The sequence below is a fragment of the Micromonospora sp. NPDC000316 genome, assembly GCF_042898885.1.
GTDB lineage: Bacteria > Actinomycetota > Actinomycetes > Mycobacteriales > Micromonosporaceae > Micromonospora.
This window is the reverse complement of the sequence record NZ_JBIAZG010000007.1, coordinates 247,255-260,872: the sequence shown is the minus strand read 5'-3', so window position 1 is coordinate 260,872 and position 13,618 is coordinate 247,255. Positions and strand designations below refer to the sequence as shown.

Sequence of the window (13,618 nt, the reverse complement as noted above, 5' to 3'; positions counted from 1 at the left end):
CGGCTGTTCCGGAAAAAGTGAGTGTTCGCAGGCGGCCACGCCTGCTGAGACGGGTCCGAGAAACCATACTGATCCTCCAGTGGTGGGGAGAGGAAATACCTGTCGTCGTTCCGGTGGGCGGCCCTTTGGGACGGTTGTGGGCGTGGCCGCCTGGCAGGTGGATGGGCCTGACGGCCGCGTGGGGCGCCTCCAATGCGGAAGTGATCCAGTTAACGTTCACGCTGATCGATGCCTCCCAGGCTGGCAGAAAATTCCAGGAGTTTCAACCGGTAGTTTCGGGCCTGTTGCGGATCGCCGAGGCTGCCGGCGGCGCGCGCCGGGCCGGCTACGGCTGCTCAACAGGTAAGCGTGGGCCCGCTAGCGTCGGGCCGAGCGCACCGGCTCGGCGAGAGGGCGACCGACGCGAAACACCGCGAGAGGTTGGCCGTCCACCCGCTCGGCGAGCCGAGCGGCCGTCGGCGGGCAGTCGATGAGCTGGCTGAGTGGATGGACCGCCAGGCCGTGCCGGGCGAGAGTCAGCCACGTACGCAGAAGGCGTCTGCCTGCGGCGATGCGGTCCTCGTCGTCAGCGAGCAGGACCAGGATGCTGCCGTCGTAGCGCAACAGGCCGCGGCCACTGGCGGCCAGCAGGGCCGGAAGGCCCAGCCGACGGGTGACCGGGTACGCGCGAAGCGCGGTGGACAGGGCCCACGCCTCTAACCGGGACAGGGCGAGCGCCCGGTCGGTGAGCCCGTCGAGGTGGTATCGAGGATGGCGTGGGCTGAGGCGCAGCCAGTCGCGCAATTCGACAGCGACGGGCGGCGTGCCGAACATCCAGCGGTCGGCAACCTCCAGATCGGCAGCGAGATCCCGGGCCGGAATGTGTGCGATGCCGGGCCCGAGGTCGGCGATGACGTCGGCGCCGACGTACCCGGGCGCGTAGGGACCACGGGCGACCCGGCGGGCCTCGACGTCGGCGATCGTGAAGGGCGTCGGGTAACGCTGCGGCCCGGGGACCAGTTGCGGACCGGGGGCCGCGGTGACGGAGAGGCCGAGTTCGGCGGAGACGATGAGGCAGGTCTCCATGAAGGCGCCGATGCCGAGGGCCAGGTCGCGGCCGGTCGGGTCGGAGTCGGGCAGGCTACGGGCGGCGTCGACATCGATGACGATCCTGTCGGCGTGGTATTCCGGTCGCCACGGCTGCGTGTTGTGCGCGCTCGGTGCCCGGTTGCAGATCGCCTCGTTGGCCCGCAACTGCTCGACCCAGCTCACGCCGCCGCGGCCCTCTCGTAGAAGGTGTACCCGTGCAGTGGCCGCCCTCCGGCGCGCCGGTACTGGGCGGCCGAGGCGACGTTCGCCCGTTCGACGAAGGTGCTGCGCAACGTGCGGTACCCGTTGCGGGCGAGGTTGCGGTGCAGCTCCCGCGACAGCAGCGTCAGATAGCCCTTGCCCTGCTCGTCGGGCACTGTGCCCTTGATGATGAGGACGGCGTCACGTCGGTACCGGTCGCGGGTGGCGAGGAGGCGGAGCTGATTGACGACGCCGAGCCGGCCGCCGATGCGCATGAGGTATTCGGAGATGTCCGGCACTGTGACGACGAACGCGACGGGTCGGCCGGCCTTCTCGAGCCAGAGAAGCAGCGACTCGTCGAGCAGGAACGCGAGGCCGTCCGTCTGCTCCGCGAGCTGCTCGGCGGAGATGGCGGTGTAGTAGCCGAGTTGGGCGAAGCTCGCGTTGAGCATCCGCCGCAGGACCGGCAGTTGGCTGCGCAGGCGCCACCGGGAGCCGTGCCGGATGACGAGCTGTTCGGCGTCGATCCGGGCGTCGTCGAAGGCGAACCCGTGGTCGGGGTCGTCGGCAGCCGTGCCGTTGAGGTCGACAAGCCAGGTGTCCGCCTCGAACCGACTGTGAAAGCCGTGCCGCTCGTACATTCTCGGGTAGTAGGCGGGGTTCCACGCGGAGTCCACGAAGCCGCGGTCGGCGAAACCGGAGGTGATCACTCCGCCGGTCTGGTTGGGCAGCAGTGCCACCGGTCCGAAGAGTGGTCGGCCGCCGGCCCTGGCCTCGACGCCGTCCATGATGGCGGCGAAGACGTCGTCGTCATCGACGAACTCAGTGTGCCCGAACAACTGCCGCGGGCCCACCTTGGCGTCGAAGGCCGCGCTGCGGTGCACGCTTGTGCGTCCCACGACATCGCCGTGTCGATCACGGACCAGGAACAGCTCGGCGGTGCGGCGGTGGGCCGCGATGACCGATGACAGCAGGGGTACGTACCTGTCGGTCGGGTGGAGCCGGAGCGGGAAGTCGACGAACGCCCGCAGGTCGGCCCGCGACTGCACGGGAACCAGTCTCATGCGCGATGCACCGTCGGACCGGACGTCTCGGTGGACAGCGGGGTGAAGGTCGGTATGTGTGCCATGCCGTCGGACTCGGCGCGCCAGACGCCGTTGCTGTAGCCCTCGGGCTCTGCGTTGTAGAGGCGGATGTAGCCGCCTGTCGCGTTCTTCGTGCCGTGATCGGTCACCCAACACATGAGGTCGCGGTGGTGGCGGCTGCGGGCGAACTTCAGCATCGCGTCACGGTCGCTGAAGAAGGCGATGGTGCCGAGAGTGAACGGAAACTGGTAATACACGGTGTGCCAGCGGTAACCGTCCATCCGCTTCATCTGCCGGACCATCTTGAACCACACCCGAGTGAGCGTGAGGATTGAGCGCGGCCCGCGGTAGCGGGTGGCGCCGACGAACATCGCGGTCGCCTGGCCCACCGGCGGCGCGGCCGAGAAGTCGCTTGTCCTCATACCGTCACGCCCTTTACCAGGTACACATTCTTGATTTTGGAGGCGGCGTCGGCGAACGGGCCGGTGCCGAACTCGTGGACCTCCACCCGCAGGTCGGCGACCGACGGATCCTCGGCGAGGGATTCGGCGAAGTCCCGGCTGACCTCGGCGAGGTGACGCAGGACCCCGGCGCGGCAGGTGTCGACAAGGCTCTGCCACTCATCGGGACGCAGCGCCAGGTGTTCGCGAAGTTGCAGGTGGACGACCGGCCGGGTCTCCAGGTCGGCCTGCTCGGTCAACTCCAGGCAGAAGCTCTGCAGCAGGTGGGCCTGGGCATTGCCGGTGTAGAGGCCGTACTCGACGTCCTGCGGGTAGATGTTGGCGCCCATGTACGAGATCGTGCTGTCCTTGCGGCCGAACAGAAACAGCAGCGGCAACCGCATCCGGTCGACCTGCCAGGCGCGTTCCGCCTCGGCCCGCGCCTCGGGGTCGGAGATGGCGGCGAGAACGTCCGGGTACGAGACCAGCCGGCCCTCATCACCGATGTTGTAGCGGACCCGGGGACTGAGCAACGCCGTCGAGTTGATCGTGCAGAGCACCTCGTGGTCCGGGGTGGTCTCCAGGTAGGTCTCAAGCGGGTTGTACTGGAACACCATCGGCAGTCGATGCTCGTCGGCCCCGAGCAGGGCGGTGCGCAGCGCGACGTCGGTACGCAGACGTCGGCGGACCCAGACGCTGAAGTCGCTCTCACCGGCGATGCCGATGGTGAGGTCGCTGGCCCCATAGCCGGAGCGCACCTTGACGAAGCGCTCCTGCAGATAGTCGCGCAGCGCCTCGGTCATCCCCTCACCGCCGACAAGTCCGCTGATGCGGTACTCAGCCCACGGGAAGTCCTCGGCGTCGAGCTTGTCACGCAGATGCTTGAGGAACGGGGGGTACGCGGTGACGATGTAGTCGAAGCCCGGCCCGAAGTACCGCAGGGTGTCGACGATCTTCTGCAGGTCCGGTCCGGTGTTCTTCACCATCGCGATCGTGGACATCGCGATGCCGGTGTTGGTCCCGGTGGCCCAGGCGCCCATCGAGTACGCGTTGATGACGAACCGCCGCTTCGACGGAAACACCATCGTCGCGTAGCCGGCCAGGTTCTTGTGAACCGAGCGCAGCTCCCGGCGGCTGCGGATCCAGTTGAACGGCTGACCCGACGAGCCCGACGACTCGTCGACAACACTGCCGGCGATCTCGATCTCACCGTGCCAACAGCGCTGCGCCTCCGGGTACGCCTGCACGTAGGCCCGCTTGTCAGTGGGCGGGTACGACGACAGGTCGAACCACCGGAACCGCCAGTGGTTGCGGCGCAGGAAGTCGCCGTACGCCGGGACGTCGATGGCGGCGAACTGGCATGTCATCCAGGCGTGCAGCCGGGCGAAACGACCCATGTACGGGCGGTACTGACGTGCGGTGAGTCGCCACATGGCCGGATGAATCCGGTACAGCGTGTAGAGCCGGGTCAGGGCGAAGCTCGCGAAGCGCAGCGTCCACCGACGCATGAATGTCACCACGCGCCCACGCTATTGGCCATTCACGTCGGGCGCTTGACGGGGGATACCCGGCCGTCCTGAGTATCCCTACTCAGCCGCTGCCCATCGGGATGGCCTGGTTCGAGCCGACGAGCGGCTGTCACAGGCCGACCGCCAGCGACCCCGAGCGCGTCGAACCTGCCGCGCTCGGGGTCGTGCGGGCGTTGCCGGACGGCTGTCACCCTGCGCGTCCGGCTCCGATCAGGACAGTTGCAGCCGAGGCTCGAGGGTCACCTCGAACAGACGGTCCCACGGCAGCTCGACCCGCGCCGACTCGAAGTGGGTCAGGGTCGCCGTGATCGTCTTCGCGCCACGCCGGCCCAGCTCGATGCGGTGCCCGGCGAAGTGGTCGGCGAAGTACCGCTCGGTCAGGGGTACGAGCCGCTCGGTGACCCAGCTGTCGAAGTAGCTCTTCTGCTCGGCGGTGAGCGCGAGCGGGTCCCAGCCCTGTGCCCGCGCGTGCGCGTACGCCTCGACCTGCACGACGTTCTTCCACGCGTCGTCCTTGACGAACCGGTAGAGCAGGTACTCGGCGTGCGCCTGGGCGGGCGCGCGCAGGGCGGGCACGCCGAACCCGCTGCCGGAGGCGCGTAGGTACGCCCACCGGGCGGTGCCGTGACTGAGTGCCAGGCCGAGCGCGTTGCCGCCGGTGTTCCACCCCGAGTACGACAGCAGCGCCGCGAGATCGAGGTGGTTCTCCATCCGCGCGACAAGATCGTGGTCGGCCTTGTTCACGATGAGCGGGTCCACCACGATGACCCGGGTGCCGGCGGCCAGCAGCGTGCCGATCCGTCCGACGAAGGCGTCCAGGTCGGCGGCCCGTTGCCCGGGTGCCGTCGAGGGGGTGTTCACGGCGAGCACGATGTCCGCGTCGCCGCTGACGACCCGTCCTCCGACCGAGGTGACGTGCCGTCGGATGTTCTCCGCGAACGGGATGCCCTCGAGTTGCGCGGTCCAGCCCTCACCGGAGACGCCGGCGTACTCCACGCGGTAGGTGGGGGCCGTGCCGGACGCGATCACCCGCGCGACCAGCAGCGCGTTGACCTCGTCGGCGCCGGGGAAGATCTCCACCCGGTCGCCGACGCCGAGCTGGGCGACGAGCGCCTCCAGCTCCACCCGCTCGGCCCGGGCGAGGCCGACCGGCGCGGTGTCGTCCTCGGAGAGCACGAGGTGACTGATGGTGCCGTCGGCGACCCACTCGATCATGAGCCGGTTGACCTGGTGGTTACGGGCCCGCGCCGCGAGATAGTCCTCGACGACCTGGTCGGGGATCCGCACCCGCACGGCGTCGAGCTGGGCTCGCAGTTCCTCCTGCCCGAGGTTCACCACCTGGTCGTAGAGCTTCGCCCAGGAGACGAGCAGGTCGCGGTACTGGTCCAGCTCGGTGCCCGTGCTGGTGATGGCGAGGCGCTGGATGGTGTCGTGCACCTCGATCACCGCGTTCGGCCTTGTCGAGCGCAGGTTCCGGATTGCGGCGAGGTTCGCCATGGCGGCCGAGAGGGTCGGGGCGGCGGTGCGTGAGGCGATCAGGCCGCCGTACGCGAGCATGCTGACCGAGATCACATACCCGTCGACGCCGTCGGTGGTGCCGAGCCAGCGGGCGATGCCGGCTCCGTCGCCCGGGGTGAAGAAACGGCCCAGCAGTTCCCGTGGCGGCATCTGCACCTGGGCGCCGGCGCTCGCCGCGGTCATCTGCGCCGCGTAGGTGTTGACGGGCCGGTCGTCCAACGGGACCAGTGCCACGGTCAGTTGGCGGTTGGCAGGCCCGGCGAATGCGGGTCGGCCGACGGCAACGGTGGCCAACCCGGCTATGCCGGTGGCAAGAAGGGTACGTCTTCTCATTGTTGCTCCCTTTATTTCGGTGCGCTCGCCGCGCGGGGGGTGGCCGGCACGAGCCGACGGGTGATCCAGAGCGGTGAGGTGACCGCGTTGCCCATCACCACCGCGTGGGCACCCGCCTCGAATGCCCGGCCGATCTGGTCCGTGTCGCGGTACCGCCCTTCGGCGATCACCGGCACGGACAGCAGTGCGACGAGTCGTTCCACGAGCCCAAGGTCGGGCCCGTCGGTCGGTGGGCTGGCCGGCGTATAGCCGGACAGTGTGGTGGCGACAGCATCCGCGCCGGCCTCGACGGCTGCGACGCCCTCGGCCACAGTGGAGACGTCGGCCAGGACCAGTGCGTCGGTCCGTTCACGCAGCGCGCGGACCGTGTCGGCGAAGGAGCGTCCGTCCGGGCGGGGGCGGTCGGTGGCGTCGATCGCGACGATGTCCGCTCCGGCCAGTGCCACTTCGAGCGCGTGGGCTGCGGTCGGGGTGATGAAGACGCCCCCGGTGCCGTGCTTGTACAGCCCGATCACCGGAACGTCGACGGCGGCGCGTACCGCTCGGACGTCGTCCGGTCCGTTGACCCGGACCGCCACCGCACCGCCGCGTACCACCGAGGCCGCCACCCGGGCCTGGACGTACGGGTCGCGCATCGGATCGTCCGGCTCGTCGGGCAGCGGTTGGCAGGACACCACCAGCCCGCCGGCCAGGTCGTCGAGCACGCTCATCCGTTGGTCCTTTCGATGTGGGGTCCGTCGAGGGTCAGTCGGGCGGCGCCGACGAGGACGGCGTCGACACCAAGCGTGGCGGGCAGCAGCGGAACGTCGGCCCAGCCCGCGGGCACCTCGGCCGAGTAGGCAGTCGACGCGGAGGGCAGGAGCGGACCGGCCGCACCACCGGCCACCACTACCGCGTCCGGATCGAGCAGCGCCACCAACCCCGCCAGGGCCGCGCCGAGGACGGCGCCGGCACGCTCCACCACCCGCTGGGCGACCCCGTCTCCGGCCGCGGCGCGCTCCGCCACGGCCCGCCCGGTGACGTGGGTGCCGGTCTCGATGAGGTACGCGGCGGCCAGCCCGCTGCCGGAGGCGATCGCCTCCAGATGCCCGTACCGGCCGCACCCGCACCGCAGCCGTTCGGCGCCCGGAGCCGGCAGATGCCCGACCTCGCCGGCCGCCCCACGGGCACCGGCCTCGACGCGGCCGTGGCGGACGACCGCCCCGCCCAGCCCGGTGCCGACGGCCACCAGCAGCACATGGTCGCGGTCCCGTCCGGCGCCGGCCCAGCACTCGCCGAGCGCGGCCGCGTTGACGTCGTTGGTGACCCGCACTCGTCGACCCAGCCGTGCGGCCAGTTCGTCGGCGACCGGAGTGCCCGTCCAGCCGGGCAGGCTGTCGGTGGCGTACCGGATGCCGCCGGTCGTGGGGTCGACAGTGCCGGCGGTGCCCACCCCCACCGGCCCGGTGGCCGCGCCGAGCAGGTCGATGGCCAGCCGGGCGGCGGTGTCCAGCACGGCCCGGGGCCCGGACCGGGCGGGTGTGGGCGCCTCGCGGCGCTCCAGCACCCGTCCGGTCCCGTCGACCAGGGCGGCCGCCGTCTTGGTGCCGCCGATGTCGATGCCGACAAGCGGTGTCGTCATCCCTTGAGGCCGGTGTGCGCGAGGCCCTCGACGAACTGCTTCTGCGCGATGACGAAGACCACCAGGACGGGCAGGGCGGTCATCGACGCCGCAGCCATCTGGACGTCCCACATGGGGCCGCCGTAGGCGTCGACGAACTGGGTGAGCGCCTGGGGCAGGGTGAACTTCTCCGGAGAGGAGAGGAACACGATCGGCTCCAGGTAGAGGTTCCAGCTGTGCAGGAAGGTGAAGATGGCCACCGCGCCCAGCGCCGGCCGCGACAGCGGCAGGGCGATCCGCCAGAAGGTGGCGAATCGGCCCAGCCCGTCGACCCGGGCCGCCTCCTCCAACTCATTGGGGAGGCTGATGAAGAACTGCCGCATGATGAACGTCGCCAGGACGCTCGGCGCGCCGAAGATCGGCACCAGGATCAGCGGCCAGTGGGTGTTGACCAGGCCGAGTTTGAAGAACATCTGGAACAGCGGCACGATCGTCACCTCGCTCGGAATGAGCAGGCCCGCGAGGACGACGAGGAACAACACGTTCTGGCCCCGGAACCGGATGCGCGCGAAGGCGTACCCGGCAAGCGCGGCCACGGCCATGGTGCCGACCGTGACGACGAGCGCGATGTAGAGGCTGTTCAGATACTGCTGCCCGAACGGCTGCAACTCGAACACCCGCTGGTAGGCGTCGAACCGGGGGTTGGTCGGCAGGAGCTGCGGTGGGAAGGCGAAGATGTCCGCCACCGGCTTCAACGACGAGGTGACCATCCACCAGGTCGGGAAGACGAACGGGATCGCCAGGACCAGCAACACCCCGTAGAGCACCAGCTTGGCTCGCCGGGACAGGTCACGATTCATGGAAGACCCACCTCTTGCGCATCTGCCACTGGAGCACGGTGAGGGCGAGCACGATGGCGAACAGGAGGATCGACAGCGTGGCGCCGTAGCCGAAGTGATGGAACTGGAAGGCCTGCTGGTACAGGTAGTAGACGAGGACCGTTGTCGATGTGCCGGGTCCGCCCTGGGTGAGCACGGAGATCTGCGCGAAGACCTGCAACGACCCGACGACTGTGATGATCGATGTCAGCAGGATCGTCGGGCTGATCAGCGGTACGGTGATCCGCCAGAACTGGCGCATCCGGCTCGCCCCGTCCACCTCGGCAGCCTCGTACAGATCGGCCGGCACACCCTGCAGGGCGGCCAGGAACAGCACCATGTTCAGGCCGACGTTCTTGAACACCTGCACGACGATCACGGACACCATCGCGGTGCCCTCGCCGCGCAGCCAGTTCGGGCCGTCCACGCCAATGGTGTCGAGCAGACCGTTGATCCCGCCGTTGTCCTGAAGCAGGAAGCCCCAGACGATGGTCCAGGCCACAAGTGAGACCACCACGGGGGAGAAGAACAGCGTGCGGAACACGATCGTGCCTCGCAGCCTCTGGTTCAGCAGGACGGCCAGAAGCAGTGCCAGGCCGAGGTTGAGCACCACCAGGCCGACGGAGAACAGCCCGGTGGCGCGCAGCACGGAGCCGAGGTTGGGATCGTCGGCGAGGGCCTGGTAGTTGTCGGCGCCGACGAAGTCGAAGGTCCCGGCCAGCACGTTCCATTCGTGCAGGCTGTACCAGAGCACGAGGATCAGCGGTAGGAGCACGAAGACGATGCTGCCGAGCATCTGCGGGGCGATGAACACGTAACCGGTGAGCTGGTCCCGGCGGCGGCTGGTCCAGAACGGCCGGGCCGGGCCCGGGGCGGGCCCGGCCGAAGCCGAGCCCTCCCTGGTGTCCGTCTGGGTCATGATCGTTGGCCTTACTTCGCCAGCAGCGGCTGGATCTTGGTGCAGACGCCGTCGAGTACGGACTTGACGTCCGCGTTCGGCTGCCACAGCGGGTCCAGCCCGGCGCGGACCTGCTGGCTCAGCTCGGCCTGCCCGGAGTGGCTGGGCTTGACCACGCCGTTGGTGATGCCGTCGATGACGACCTTCTGCAGCTGCTCCGGCTTGAGCTTCGGGTTCGTCTTGGCGAGGGTCTCGGCGGTCAGCTGCGACTGCCGGGGCGCCGGGAAGAACTGGGCGAGCTTCGCCGAGTTGGTGGGGTTGGTGAAGAAGGCCAGGAAGTCGGCCGCCTGCTTGGCGTGCGGGCTCTTCTTCATCACCCCGAGGCCGGCCTGGCCGACCACCGCGTAGCTCCCCTTCGGCCCGGCCGGAAGCGGCACCAGGTCCCACCCGAAGCCATCGTCCTTCAGCAGCGAGGCGCGGGAGATCTGGGTGACGGTCATGGCCGAGTCACCGGCGAAGAAGTCGGCGGTCGTACCCGGACCGGGCAGCGCCTTCTGGGTGAATGTGGCCTTGTGCAGGGTGGTCATCGCCTCGACCATCTCCGGGCTGTTGAAGCCGCAGGACTTGCCGTCCTCGCTCCACGCCTGGGCTCCCCAGCCGGTCCAGAAGGTGGACAGGTTGTCCCAGCCCTTGTAGTCGAAGTCTCGAATGACCATGCCGGCCTTGCCGGAGTCCGCAGCGGTCGCCGCAGCGGCAGCCAGAGCGTTGTCCCAGGTCCACTGACCGGCCGCGATCAGCTCGGCAGGGGTCTTCTGCCCGGCCTTCTTGAGCAGGTCGGTGTTGACGAAGACCCCGAACGGCGAGGTGGAGAAGGGGTACGCGTACAGCTTCCCGTCGTTCTGCCAGAGCTTGAGCGTGGCGGGGGAGATGTCCTCGTACTCGTAGCCCTCGGCCTTCTTCAGCGTGTCGTCGAGGGGCAGCAGCGCACCCGAGGTGACGAAGTCGGGGGCCGAGTTCTCGAACACCCACGCGAGGTCGGGCGCGTTCCCGCCCGCGATCTGGGTGGTCAGCGTGGTGGTGTACGTCTCGAACGGCAGCGGATCGAACTTGATCTCAGCGACGTCCGGGTGGCTCTTGCGGTACTCGTCGGCGATTTCGTTGAACAGCTTGAGATGCGCCTCGTTTGCCGACCACACGGTCATCCGAAGCTTCGCCGGGGCGCTGTCCTCGGCCTCGCCACCGCCGCCGCAGGCGGTCAGGGCGAGCACGCCGGCCATTGCGACGGCGACGCCGCGCAGGGCCTTTCCTGCTCTCACAATATTCTCCTTACGGGGGTGTGTTCAGTAGCCCGCGATCTGCGGCCAGCGCAGTTCCACGCCGGCCGCAGTGAGGCGGTCCTGGAATTCGGTCAGCAAACGGGGGGTGTTGCGGACCGCACGCGGGGACTCGCCCCGCGCCAGACAGAAGTCGGCGAGCAGACCGGCGACCTCGCCGACGTTCCACTCGACCGGGTGCAGCCGGTAGCTGCCGTTCGTGATGTGGGTGGTGCCGATGTTCTTGCCCGCCGGCAGCAGGTTCTCCATCCGCTGCGGGATCAGAGCGCCGAGCGGGATCTCGAACGGGCAGGAGCCGACATCGATGTAGTTGTCGCCACCTGTCGACGGGTGCAGGTCGATCCGGTACATGCCCACGCCCACAGAGTCCGGGTAGCTGACCGCGCCGTGGTCACCGCGAACCGCGAGGGACAGGTCCTGCTCGACCACCGTGTACTCGGCACGGATCCGGCGGGACTCGCGGATGTACGGGGCCTGGGCCAGGCCGTCCGCGCTGCCGGTCACGTCGCCGCGCAGCCGCAGGCCCGGGAAACCGGTGCCGCCGTCCGGCCGGGGCGCCTCCGTCTGCATCCAGTAGAGCACCGAGTACGACAGCTCACGCGCCTTGGACAGATGCCACGACGCGTTCGGCACGTCGATGACCGGTCCCTCGAAATAGTCGATCATCGGCCAGTTGACGAGCGTGATGTCGCTGCCGTACGCGCCGTCGGTGAAGTTGCGCCGGGCGGCGATCCGGCGGAACGTCCACAGGTTGCCGTCGCCGGGGTTGAGGCGCTGATCGGCGTTGACGGTCAACGGGTCGTCGTCCGGGTTGGGGGTGAAGCTGCGCTCGACGACCTCGAGCGTGCGCGGGTGCGGTGACTTCCAGGACAGCAGCCGGTCACCCCAGAAGTCGGGCTTGTAGTCGCGCCAGAAGTCGTACCCTGCGGGACGGTCGATCGTGTGGTCGCCGTCGACGTGGTCGAGGGCGAAGCAGACGGACACCGCCTGCATGTTCATCGGCTGGGCCTCGGCCGGGGCGCTCGGCTCACCCGTGTCCGCCTGCGACTCGAACCCGGTGACGTACTCGGTGCCGGTCAGCGGCAGCAGCTCGCCGGTTTCGGTGGCGTCCAGGACGTACGGCGCGACCACGTCGATCCGCTCGTCCCGGTCGCGGTGCGCCAGCGTCACGCCGGTCACCCGATCCCCGTCGGTCTCCGCAGCAACCGGCCGGTACGGCTGCAGTACCCGAATCCGGCCCGAACCGAGGTACGGGGCGAGCATCTGTTCGAGGACGGCGACCGCCACCCGTGGCTCGTGGCAGAGCCGGCTCACCCAACCCGCACCGGGGTTGAGGTCGGTCCAGGCACGGGACCGTTCGGTCAACGGGTAGTGGCGACGGTAGTAGTCGCGGATACCGCTGCGCAGCTCCCGATAGCTGGCGGTGGCGCCGAACTGTTCGATCCAGGAGTGCTCGTCCGGCGGAACGGCCTGGCTGGTGAGTTGCCCGCCGAGCCAGTCGAACTCCTCGGTCAGGATGACGGACCGGCCCGCCCGGGCTGCGGCGAGTGCCGCGGCGACGCCGCCGAGGCCGCCCCCGACGACGAGGACGTCCGTACGCATGAGTACCACGTGTTTCCTTCCAGTTGCGCGGCCGACCGCTCAGCGTCGGTCAGCCGCCGGATCAGGGGTGCCGAGGGTGGTGCCCTCGACGAGTTCGCAGGGGAGAAGTCGCTGCTGGACGCCGGCGGCGCTGCCATCGATGACGCCCGCCAGCACCTCGACCGACTGCCGGCCCATCTCCTCGCGGGGAATGCGGAACCCGGTGAACGCGATGTCGGTGGGGACCGGGACCGTCGGGTCGCCAAGGGTCACGATGGACAGGTCGCCGGGCACGGTCAGGCCACGCCGACGGGTGGCCGACTCCAGTGCGACAGCCGTGGCGAAGTCCTCCACGAAGACGACTGTGGTCCCGTCAGCCAGCAGCGTGTCGACAGTCGTTTCGGCCTCGCCGGCCAGCGCCGACATCTGCCCGGCCTTCTCTGCGGTCGCCGCTGCGGCGTGGAACCCACGGAGCCGGTCCTCGGAGGATTCGGCGGGGATGCCCATGCTCAGGTAGGCCAGGCGGCGGTGGCCGTGGCGCAGCGCCACCTCGACGAGCTGGGCCACCGCCGAGGCGTAGTCGGCGCCGACGTAGGGGACCGGCCCGCCCGCGTCGTCGCGGCGTCCGACGGCGACGTACGGGTATCCGTCACGGCTGAGCCGGTGCAGCTCCGCGCCGTCGATCTCGCGCCCGAGCAGGATGCAGCCGTCGGCCAGGCGCAGCCGGTTGTCCTGATGGAAGATGCGCCGCCGGCCGTCCACCACCGGTGCGCTGGTGAACAGCAGCAGGTCGCAGCCGATCCGCTCGGCGTACTCCTCGATGCCGAGCAGGAACGGGTGAAAGAAGTCCCGGCTGCCGCTGGGGAAGGCGGGCTCGTACGTGAAGACGCCGATGATCCGGTTGAAGCGCGAGGCGAGGCGGCGGGCCACGGGGTCTGCGGCGTAGCCGGTCTCGGCGATGACCCGCAGTACGCGGTCCCGGGTCTCCTGGGCGATGCGGACGTCGGCGTCGGTCCGATTGTTGAGCACCAGTGACACCGTCGCCTGACTGACGCCGGCCATCCGCGCAATGTCACGCTGGGTGACACGTCTGGGGGGAGCGGTCACGTCATGTCCTTCCGGTGCTGCTAATGCGTATTAGCGATCGGCGCTG

The 13,618-nt window shown here is 69.3% G+C and carries 12 protein-coding genes; all 12 read right to left on the bottom strand.

Annotation, left to right across the window (positions count from 1 at the left end):
• Nucleotides 1-357: 357 nt before the first annotated feature.
• The 12 genes from ACFY2Q_RS17520 to ACFY2Q_RS17465 all read right to left on the bottom strand — a co-directional run bounded on the left by ACFY2Q_RS17520 (nucleotide 358) and on the right by ACFY2Q_RS17465 (nucleotide 13,572).
• Nucleotides 358-1,251, bottom strand: a complete 894-nt coding sequence (locus tag ACFY2Q_RS17520) for a hypothetical protein (protein WP_387131287.1) — start codon at nucleotides 1,249-1,251, stop codon at nucleotides 358-360.
• Entirely contained in the window at nucleotides 1,248-2,333 is a 1,086-nt protein-coding gene (locus ACFY2Q_RS17515; RefSeq protein ID WP_387131286.1) for a hypothetical protein, read from the bottom strand. Before ACFY2Q_RS17515 ends, ACFY2Q_RS17520 begins: the two co-directional genes overlap by 4 nt.
• Nucleotides 2,330-2,776: a DUF4188 domain-containing protein gene (locus ACFY2Q_RS17510; RefSeq protein ID WP_387131284.1), complete on the bottom strand. Its 447-nt coding sequence runs from the start codon at nucleotides 2,774-2,776 to the stop codon at nucleotides 2,330-2,332. Before ACFY2Q_RS17510 ends, ACFY2Q_RS17515 begins: the two co-directional genes overlap by 4 nt.
• Nucleotides 2,773-4,314 (bottom strand): phenylacetate--CoA ligase family protein, encoded by a 1,542-nt coding sequence (locus tag ACFY2Q_RS17505; protein ID WP_387131282.1) that lies wholly within the window; start codon nucleotides 4,312-4,314, stop codon nucleotides 2,773-2,775. Before ACFY2Q_RS17505 ends, ACFY2Q_RS17510 begins: the two co-directional genes overlap by 4 nt.
• Before the next feature lie 219 nt (nucleotides 4,315-4,533).
• The gene (locus tag ACFY2Q_RS17500) at nucleotides 4,534-6,174 is read right to left on the bottom strand and encodes a DUF4127 family protein (protein WP_387131280.1); all 1,641 of its coding nucleotides are present in this window, start codon (nucleotides 6,172-6,174) and stop codon (nucleotides 4,534-4,536) included.
• A gap of 11 nt (nucleotides 6,175-6,185) precedes the next feature.
• Nucleotides 6,186-6,884, bottom strand: a complete 699-nt coding sequence (locus ACFY2Q_RS17495) for an N-acetylmannosamine-6-phosphate 2-epimerase (RefSeq protein ID WP_387131279.1) — start codon at nucleotides 6,882-6,884, stop codon at nucleotides 6,186-6,188.
• Nucleotides 6,881-7,795 (bottom strand): ROK family protein, encoded by a 915-nt coding sequence (locus ACFY2Q_RS17490; protein WP_387131277.1) that lies wholly within the window; start codon nucleotides 7,793-7,795, stop codon nucleotides 6,881-6,883. Before ACFY2Q_RS17490 ends, ACFY2Q_RS17495 begins: the two co-directional genes overlap by 4 nt.
• Nucleotides 7,792-8,634 (bottom strand): carbohydrate ABC transporter permease, encoded by an 843-nt coding sequence (locus ACFY2Q_RS17485; protein WP_387131275.1) that lies wholly within the window; start codon nucleotides 8,632-8,634, stop codon nucleotides 7,792-7,794. Before ACFY2Q_RS17485 ends, ACFY2Q_RS17490 begins: the two co-directional genes overlap by 4 nt.
• Nucleotides 8,624-9,571 carry a carbohydrate ABC transporter permease gene (locus ACFY2Q_RS17480; protein ID WP_387131273.1) on the bottom strand — a complete coding sequence of 316 codons (948 nt, stop codon included), beginning with the start codon at nucleotides 9,569-9,571 and terminating at the stop codon, nucleotides 8,624-8,626. The genes ACFY2Q_RS17485 and ACFY2Q_RS17480 overlap by 11 nt, the downstream gene beginning before the upstream one ends.
• 11 nt (nucleotides 9,572-9,582) lie before the next feature.
• Complete coding sequence (locus ACFY2Q_RS17475; protein WP_387131271.1) at nucleotides 9,583-10,866, bottom strand: ABC transporter substrate-binding protein; 1,284 nt, start codon at nucleotides 10,864-10,866, stop codon at nucleotides 9,583-9,585.
• 24 nt (nucleotides 10,867-10,890) lie between these two features.
• A complete protein-coding gene (locus tag ACFY2Q_RS17470; protein WP_387131270.1) occupies nucleotides 10,891-12,486 on the bottom strand; it encodes an FAD-dependent oxidoreductase in 1,596 nt (531 codons plus the stop codon).
• A 39-nt stretch (nucleotides 12,487-12,525) separates the two neighbouring features.
• Nucleotides 12,526-13,572, bottom strand: a complete 1,047-nt coding sequence (locus ACFY2Q_RS17465; protein WP_387131268.1) for a LacI family DNA-binding transcriptional regulator — start codon at nucleotides 13,570-13,572, stop codon at nucleotides 12,526-12,528.
• Between the last annotated feature and the right edge of the window lie 46 nt (nucleotides 13,573-13,618).

Excerpts from the sequence above, each read along its gene's own strand:
- ACFY2Q_RS17515 (WP_387131286.1), bottom strand. The coding sequence starts at position 2,333 with ATGAGACTGGTTCCCGTGCAGTCGCGGGCCGACCTGCGGGCGTTCGTC.
- ACFY2Q_RS17510 (WP_387131284.1), bottom strand. The coding sequence starts at position 2,776 with ATGAGGACAAGCGACTTCTCGGCCGCGCCGCCGGTGGGCCAGGCGACC.
- ACFY2Q_RS17500 (WP_387131280.1), bottom strand. The coding sequence starts at position 6,174 with ATGAGAAGACGTACCCTTCTTGCCACCGGCATAGCCGGGTTGGCCACC.
- ACFY2Q_RS17495 (WP_387131279.1), bottom strand. The coding sequence starts at position 6,884 with ATGAGCGTGCTCGACGACCTGGCCGGCGGGCTGGTGGTGTCCTGCCAA.
- ACFY2Q_RS17490 (WP_387131277.1), bottom strand. The coding sequence starts at position 7,795 with ATGACGACACCGCTTGTCGGCATCGACATCGGCGGCACCAAGACGGCG.
- ACFY2Q_RS17485 (WP_387131275.1), bottom strand. The coding sequence starts at position 8,634 with ATGAATCGTGACCTGTCCCGGCGAGCCAAGCTGGTGCTCTACGGGGTG.
- ACFY2Q_RS17480 (WP_387131273.1), bottom strand. The coding sequence starts at position 9,571 with ATGACCCAGACGGACACCAGGGAGGGCTCGGCTTCGGCCGGGCCCGCC.
- ACFY2Q_RS17470 (WP_387131270.1), bottom strand. The coding sequence starts at position 12,486 with ATGCGTACGGACGTCCTCGTCGTCGGGGGCGGCCTCGGCGGCGTCGCC.